This window comes from Mesorhizobium huakuii, from assembly GCF_030160235.1.
GTDB classification, from domain to species: Bacteria; Pseudomonadota; Alphaproteobacteria; order Rhizobiales; family Rhizobiaceae; genus Mesorhizobium; species Mesorhizobium huakuii.
Window position 1 is genome coordinate 386281 of sequence record NZ_BSNY01000021.1, and the last position, 7770, is coordinate 394050.

Below are 7770 nucleotides of genomic sequence, written 5' to 3' on the forward strand. Positions count from 1 at the left end.
GCCAGGCTTACCGCGATGTCCCTGAGGTAAGGGTGCTCGCCTGCGCCGGCAGCTTGCCCGGCACCAACGTCTTCGCGTCAGGTTCGAGGTAGTCCAGTGACAGATCCAACGGATTCCAGTGCATGGACTCGGAGAACAACCCAAAGATATCGCCGCTGGTGAACTGCGCGGGGTGGGGCGTCGCGGCGAAGAGCGACTCGTCGTATTCGGACGCGATGTCGGCGGGACCGTATCCCATCAGCTCCAGCACGGTAGGAACGATCTGGAAATGGCTCGCCTTGCCGCGATTGGCCGCGGCACCGGCCGCGAAACGCGCCCTCAGCGCCGGATCGGCGGCATAGGCCATCAACGGAACCAGACCTACGCGCGGATCGGGATTAAAGATGGTGCAGTGGGTCGATTCGCCGACTTTCAGCAGCTGTCCATGGTCGGAAGTATAGAGCATCGCGGTATTCGAAAGATCGGCCCTTTCGAACAGTTCTTGCATGAAATAATCGACCGACCAGCGGATTGCGTTGCGGTAGGATGCTATGCGTGTCGCAACCGTATCCTGGCCGGCCGACGCCACTGTGGGGCCGTAGACCGCTTCCGATGGAGGATATGACCAGTCATAGGGAAAATGCGCGCCGTTCTTGTTGGCGTAGATGAAGACGGGCTGGCTGCCGGCCAGCTCGCCGCGCAGGATCTCTATCAAACGGAGATCGGCATGGTCCATCGCTACATCGTCTATGAGATAGGTCCTGTCGATGTCATGCTTTTCTCGCGCCGTCATGAAGTTCGTGTTCCCCAGGACGACGACCGCCTTGGCGGTCGACTGCGCGTCGATATACACCGTCCGGTACCCGGCCTTCTTCGCGTACTGCCAGATCGTAGGGTTGGTATTGACGGAATGGGCCAGATCGCGACGCGACGCCGCGAGACGCAGTATGGCGTTCGAATAAACGCTGCAATCACCGCCGGACACGGCGGGACCGAAATTGACGAATTTGCCTGCGAGGGCGGCAATGCGGGGCGTGTGCGAATTGCCAGGCGTCAGATCGACGAAATCCCCGCGAACGCTTTCGTCGATCATCATGACGATGTCGCGGGGCCTGTTCTGCGTTGTGGCGTTCCATGCGACGGAGCGGCGCTCTGGAGCACCTTGTGTCATGATCCGCTCCGCGGCCATCGCGGAAAGAGCCAGCGGAGCGAATTGTTTCGGCATGCCTGAGGAGCCCCCGCCGTCCTTGGCGTAAACCACGGCGGCAATCATTAGAATCGGCAACATGGGCAGCCAAGCCATGCGCCCCATCCATCTCGATAGCCGGGCGCCTTTCGCTGCTGGCGGAATCGAAAGCGACGCCACGCCAAAGGCCATGATTGCGGCGGCGGGCCAGATCAGCCGATCGTAGAAACTGGCGGCCTCGCCGACCGAATTGCGGCTCGCCCAAAGGGAAAGAATATCGAAGACCGACAGATCGGCGTTACTTGCCTTGAAATAGAGCCAGGCCGCCGCGCTCGACAGGGCAAGCGGCACGGCCCAGAGGAGACGTGTGACGAGCCGGGGCTGAAATGATGCGAACAACAACGCCACCATCGCCAGTCCCCAGATTGCCAGGAATGAGGTCAGCGTCGTGAAGCGCCCGTTGGCAACGAGATTCCCGACTCGATCCCAGAAGTCGAAACTGGTGATCGCCAAGAAACCGGCGATCATGATCAATTTGACACATAAGGCTACCACGCCCCAACGACTGTGATGATCGACCGGAGCCTGATCGGCGCGTTCACCTGCGGCCGGCATGGCGACGCTCCGGATCTTGGAATGAGTTGACGACAAAGACGCGGCGACCGTTACGTCGGACATGCATCCGCCTCGAAGACGAACCACGGACAAGCCACTCGCCCGCCCCTGGAAGAATGCCGTTCAGACGGTGTTCCGATGACAGACCACCGCTGCGCGTCGGTGCATGGTCTAGTGACCGGCGATGAGCGACGCCTTCGCTGGCACAGCTTGGTTCGTGCATCGACCACTGGCCTCGCATGCCCTGCAGTTCCTGGAACTCCAGCCCTAAAAAGCATCGCCATGTCACACCGATCGCTTGACGTCGCATCAGTGTTGCACGAGCTCAGGCGTTAGCTCTTGACCGGCTTGCAAGGTTGGTCGTCCGCTATGCCCCATTCTCCGCCAGGAAATCATAGTCTTCACCACCTGCCACATGTATGCGGTTGTCCGGCGGCTACGCTACGGGGGAGTGAGCTTAGAGAAGCCTAGCCAGCCTGTGATGGCTCAAAGGCCTCTCAGCTTGCCATGAGTATCTGCCCATCTGAAATCCACGGCTTCATTCATTTGAAGGAGACCAGCGTGCATTGGTTTTCGCGATAGCGCATTGATGCCCGGTCTTGCTGCAATACTGGCAGGTCATCACGGCGCTCCACATCACCTCGAGCCTGCTCGCCGGCGGCCGGCTCGATATCGGCCTGATCAAGGGCACCGGCGCCCTGACCGTGCTGACGACGCTGTTGACGATTTTGCAGATGACGGAGGGCACGGCGGATATTGTTCGGGCTGATCGTGCTGTTTGTGACTGCGGCGTGTTTGCGGATTGTGGAGGAGAGGTAGGAGCGAGTTGACTGGCCGCATCGGGGCCGCGAACTGACTGACAGCTGCTGGAGTCGGACCAGCAGAAGCAGACTTAGATTCTATCGAGCGGCGTTGCTGCCCTGACCGGATTTGGAGATGGACACTTAAGTCCCGTTAAGACGACAGCCGTCTCGCCATAGTAGCTCGAATTGCGCCTAGCGCGCCACGACCTTACAAAAACGGGACACTCACGCCCCGACATGCATCTTCAATTTGGCTTAAAGGTGAAGCCCCGAAAGTTTCAATAAAGTTGTTGCCGGCGATCTATGCAGCTTTCCAGCCTTGGCTCATGCCGCGGCTGACGAGAAGGGCCATGTCAGGACCGGGGGTTAAGGCCCGAGATGACCCCCATGAATGTAAGTGTTGCCGTTACATCAGGCATGCATGCAAATCTCCAAACTTAGTTTCGCCTATGCCGGCACCACATGCTTGCATGTGTCCTAAATAAAATCCATTACCTGCACAATCGACAGATTGCGCCAGCTTATGCCGCAAGTTTAGCGCGGAAACGCCCGCGGCGCAGCTTTCCTCAAGAACCTGGTCGAAGTTTCCCTTTCCAGATCCACACCGTGCTCACCGACAACGGCATGGCTTTCGCCGATCGGCGCAAGAGTCGCGATCATCCCAGCCGACGCTTCCTGGGTCCGCACATCTTCGACCGCGCCAGCATCGTCAATGGCATCGAACACCGGCCGACCAAACGCTATCATCCTTGGACCAATGGTCAGGCCGAGCGGATGACGCGAACGATCAAGGACGCCACGGTCAAGGTCTACCACTACGATGATCTGGAGAGCCTCAAGACCCCATGTCACGGCCTTCATTGCCGCCTACAACTCTGCGACGGCGAGCACCCTGCCAGGTCATCTGCGACACATGGACCAAGGACCCGTCAATCTTCAAAATCAACCGCGCCATCTCATTGCGGGACCCACACCCAGAGCCCGCCCGGAATTTGGTTTCCCACGGTTCTTTGCTAGATATCGTGAACCGCGCGTTCGGCTGCCCAGCGAAGGGCTTCGGACCGAGCGGCCGTCCATACCAGTCAGGATGCGCCATGCCACGCCCGAAGACCGTTTCAGACGAAGATGTGCTTGCGGCCGCACTGGAGGTTCTGGCCACGCACGGCACGAACTTCACATTGACCGAACTGGCGCGCCACGTCGGGCTTTCTCGCGCCACGCTAATCCAGCGGTTTGGAGATCGCGACGCGATCCTTTTGAAGCTCGCGCAGCGTGAAGTGTCGATGACCCGCGCGTGGCTGAACGGATTGCCCATTGAAAATGGCCCGGACGGGCTTTGGCGTTTCTTGACGCGGATCGTTGAAAGCATGGGCACTGGTGATGGCTTTTCCGTTCGCGTACTGATTGCCTCGTTGGAAGCGGCCGATCCCGCGCTGCGCGCTTTGGCAGGCGAGCGCTACGGCCTGGTCCAGGATGCCATTGCCGCCCGCTTGCCTGATGACCCCCGTCGGCACGAGACCGCGCGGCACCTTCATGCGGTCATCGCGGGCGCGGCCATGCAGTGGGTCGCGACCAACAGGTCCATGGGATTGTCCGCGTTTGTTCTGCATCGGCTGAGATGGAGTCTCGAAAAACAGTCAAACTAGGCTTGACGCCCAGCTCTCGTATTTATAACCAACGCGTAGGTTACAAATAACAGAGGATGGAGAGACGTGAGTTGTTTTGGCGACGGCACGGATTCCGATACTGCGGCGGCGGCAAGGCGGAGACTAATGTGATACGTGTTCACAACGGCGGTATCGAGCTGGCTACCGATGTCATGGGCGAACCAGTCCGGGGCACCATAGTGCTGGCCATGGGCGCCACAGCTTCGATGGTATGGTGGCCCACCAGCCTGGTCGAAACGCTGGCAGCAGCAGGATATCAGGTTATCCGGTTCGACCACCGGGATACAGGGCAGTCGACAACACATGCGCCCGGCGATGTCCAATATGGTGTCCATCATCTCGCCGGCGATGTCATGGCCATTCTCGATGCCTATGGGGTTCATGCCGCGCATTTGGTCGGCATGTCACTTGGCGGCTACATTTCGCAGATTGCGGCTCTCGACCATCCGACGCGCGTCCTTTCGCTCACCCTGATTGCGGCCGAGCCCGTCGGCTTGGCGTATGCCGGCGAAGGAATTGCACCCGCGATCCTCGATCATTTCGGGAAAATGGCGGAACTCGACTGGTCGGACCATCATGCGGTGGTGGAGTTCCTGCTGCGCGTGGCCGAACTTAGCGCAGGCTCTGCCTATCCGTTCGACCGGGTGGCGGCGATAAATCGAATTGAACTCGAACTGCAGCGCACCGGCAGTATGCGGAGCGCGTTCAACCACGCCATGATCGCAGCCGAACTCGAGCCAGATCTTACCGCCTGTTCCTTGAAAATGCCGGTAATGGTGATCCACGGTAGCGAAGACCCGATTATATCAATCGCTGCTGCCCATAAGACGCAACAGGCAATTCCCGGATCGGAATTGCTGGTACTGGACGGTCGAGGACATGAACTTTTGGAACAGGATGTTCCGGAAATCGCCCGAGCGATACTTCGCGCCTGCTCAAGGGCCGGATAGTTGGCAGCGATTGAAACTGGTCGGGGTGTTGGCAGCACAATTGAGACGTCGGACAATCGTACGCGCAATGCGCGCTTCAGGAAACGGACGGCCAAGACCATGTGGCCTGTATGGGATGCAAAAATGCCATCTGCTTCAGCCACGTGAACTGCCGGCGTTCAAACGAGCAGTCTCATTTCCCGGCTCATCCCTGTACGAAAGCGTCCAATTAGTTTCCAAACTTGGAAAGTGACTTGTGCGCGGCATATCTCTCTGGCATACAGTTTCCAACATTGGAAACCAAAGGTCCACTATCTTGCTCAAGCTATATATCCATCCGCTAGCCTCGTTCTGCCACAAGGTGCTTATTGGCCTTTATGAGAACGCCACCTCCTTCGACTCGCACATTGTTGACTTTGCTGATTTTGGCTCTGCCGCTTCCCACATCGAGCGCTGGCCAGTGGGCAAGATCCCGGTGCTGCACGACAGCGCTAACAACCGGATCGTGCCGGAAACAAGCATCATAGTCGAATATCTTCAGCATCACTATCCGGGGCCGTTGCAGCTCATCCCGGACGATAAGGAACGGCAGCTCGACGTGCGCCTGTGGGATCGATTCTTTGATCTTTATGTCAGTGGGCCCATGCAGAAGATCGTTACGGACCGCATCAGGCCGGAAGGATCCAGCGATCCGCATGGCGTCGCCGAAGCACATGCCACACTCGACACGGCCTACGCGATGATCGAGGGGCAATTGTATGGACGGCAATGGATCACAGGCAGCGACTTCACCCTGGCCGACTGCTCGGCGCTGCCGGCGCTGTTTTTTGCCTCCATCGTGCATCCTTTCGGTCCGGATCAGCGGGAGCTGCACGTTTACTTGGAGCGTTTGCTGGCACGTCCGTCCGTCCAGCGCGCGATGCGCGAGGCTCAGCCCTACTTCAAGTTCTTCCCTTATAGGGAGGCTATGCCCAAACACTTCCTGGAAGTCGCCGAATGACGGGTACAGAGAGTTTCGATCGCCTGTTCCAGGCCCTGGCTGACCCATACCGGCGAGCCTTCATCGAGCGACTTGCCAAGGGGCCTGCCTCCGTGAAGGAATTGGCGGCGCCTGCCGAGGTGCAGTTGCCGGCAGTTCTCAAGCACCTGCGAGTGCTGGAAGAGGGCTGTATCGTGGTGAGCGAGAAGGTCGGGCGCATTCGCACCTACCGCATGCGTCCGGATGCGTTTCACGCGATGAGCGACTGGATTGATCGGCGTCAGAGCGAAATGAATGCAGCCTTTGACAGGCTTGCGTCGCTTATGGCTGACATGCCCGAGGGAAAGGATCACTAATGGGCATGCGTGTTGACCACCGGACCTTTGTCATCGAGCGGGAGCTGCCCGGCAGCCCTGCTCACGCCTTCCGCTTCTGGTCAGAACATCAGCTGAAACGACGTTGGAGCGCATGCCACCCTGACTGGACGGTGATCGACGACTTGTTCGACTTCTGCCTGGATGGTAGTGAACGCATGATCTGGCGCATGCCGGATGGTACCGAGCAGGCGATGCTTGCCACCTATCTCGAAATCCATCCGCGTGAGCGGATCGTCTATTCCTATACCATGCGGACCAATGGCGTGAGCATATCGTCCTCCTTGGTCACGGTCGAATTTGTTGGCGGACTTGGCAAAACTCTGATGACTTTCACTGAGCAAGCAGTGTTTGGCGATCCGACGGACGGCGACATTCGCGAAAGTGGCACCGGCATTGGCTTTGAGCGCTTGAGGCAGGCGATGTTGGACGGTCAGTCCGTTTCTTAGTTGCGAGCCTATTATTTTAAAGCAAGTGTCCGCCTCACCTGTTCGCTCGGCAGTCCGCTCTCCGGATGCGGATGGAGTTCGCTCGACGACCGAAATGGGGCGCAAAGCGGACGTCGAGCGTGAGCGCAACATTTCGGTCCGCAACTGACTTGTCTGAGTCCTGCAGCTTGTCTCCCGCTGTTAAGCAAGGGTTGGCTGATAGCCCCCTCACCCGCCACTTACCATCCCCCCAATCCCCTCCAGCAGCTCCCCCTGCTCGCCCACCCAGAACCAGTGATCCTCCCCCTCCACCTCGACGAACCGCGCCCCTGGAATCCGCGCCGCCAGATACCGCCCGGCTTCCACCCGCACCGCGCGGTCACCCCTGCGGTGCAGCACCAGCGTCCTGGCCGAGACCTTTGACAGCAGCGGGCGGACATCGGCGTCGCGCAGCGCCTGCAGCAGGCCGGCGACGGCGCCGGGGCTGGAGGCGGCCCGGAGCAGGCCGGCCCACCAGGCGCGCGCCTGGCGGTCGGAGGCAACGCTTGGCGCGAAGGTTTCGATTTCCGCCGGGCCGCCCCAGCCGGCGAGCAGGCGCTGTTGCCACAGGTCATATTGCGCCGCTGTGAGCGCGAAGGGATAGTCGGGCGCGCGGCTGCCCTTGGCGAGCGAGCCCCACAGAACCAGGCCGGTCAGCCGGTCGGGATGGTCGACGGCAAAGCGGATGCAGCCCGGCCCGCCCTCCGAAGCGCCGACCAGCACGGCTTTGCGGCTGCCGGCCGCGTCCATGACAGCCAGTATGTCACGCGC

General features: G+C 59.8%; 7 protein-coding genes and 2 pseudogenes. 7 read left to right on the top strand and 2 right to left on the bottom strand.

Features of this window, described 5'->3' with window-relative positions; all coding sequences use genetic code 11:
- Nucleotides 1-7: 7 nt before the first annotated feature.
- On the bottom strand, nucleotides 8-1843 hold the full coding sequence (locus QQK95_RS12100; RefSeq protein WP_284272527.1) for a sulfatase-like hydrolase/transferase: 1836 nt from the start codon (nucleotides 1841-1843) through the stop codon (nucleotides 8-10).
- Nucleotides 1844-2382: 539 nt separating this feature from the next.
- Here QQK95_RS12100 and QQK95_RS12105 point away from each other — a divergent pair.
- The 7 genes and pseudogenes from QQK95_RS12105 to QQK95_RS12135 form a co-directional block, all read left to right on the top strand.
- A pseudogene (locus tag QQK95_RS12105) lies at nucleotides 2383-2599 on the top strand (ABC transporter permease); the annotation flags it as partial.
- 525 nt (nucleotides 2600-3124) lie between these two features.
- Nucleotides 3125-3553 (top strand): annotated as a pseudogene (locus QQK95_RS12110) (integrase core domain-containing protein); the annotation flags it as partial.
- 124 nt (nucleotides 3554-3677) lie between these two features.
- Nucleotides 3678-4229: a TetR/AcrR family transcriptional regulator gene (locus QQK95_RS12115; protein ID WP_284272580.1), complete on the top strand. Its 552-nt coding sequence runs from the start codon at nucleotides 3678-3680 to the stop codon at nucleotides 4227-4229.
- Nucleotides 4230-4357: 128 nt separating this feature from the next.
- Nucleotides 4358-5200 (top strand): alpha/beta fold hydrolase, encoded by an 843-nt coding sequence (locus QQK95_RS12120; protein WP_284272529.1) that lies wholly within the window; start codon nucleotides 4358-4360, stop codon nucleotides 5198-5200.
- 292 nt (nucleotides 5201-5492) lie between these two features.
- Complete coding sequence (locus tag QQK95_RS12125; protein WP_284272583.1) at nucleotides 5493-6179, top strand: glutathione S-transferase family protein; 687 nt, start codon at nucleotides 5493-5495, stop codon at nucleotides 6177-6179.
- The gene (locus QQK95_RS12130) at nucleotides 6176-6514 is read left to right on the top strand and encodes an ArsR/SmtB family transcription factor (RefSeq protein ID WP_284272531.1); all 339 of its coding nucleotides are present in this window, start codon (nucleotides 6176-6178) and stop codon (nucleotides 6512-6514) included. Before QQK95_RS12125 ends, QQK95_RS12130 begins: the two co-directional genes overlap by 4 nt.
- On the top strand, nucleotides 6514-6981 hold the full coding sequence (locus QQK95_RS12135; protein ID WP_284272533.1) for an SRPBCC domain-containing protein: 468 nt from the start codon (nucleotides 6514-6516) through the stop codon (nucleotides 6979-6981). The genes QQK95_RS12130 and QQK95_RS12135 overlap by 1 nt, the downstream gene beginning before the upstream one ends.
- 207 nt (nucleotides 6982-7188) lie before the next feature.
- On the opposite strand, the gene QQK95_RS12140 is transcribed toward QQK95_RS12135, so the two are convergent.
- Nucleotides 7189-7770 (bottom strand): alpha/beta fold hydrolase (locus QQK95_RS12140; protein ID WP_284272535.1); only part of this gene is annotated, 582 nt, incomplete at its 5' end.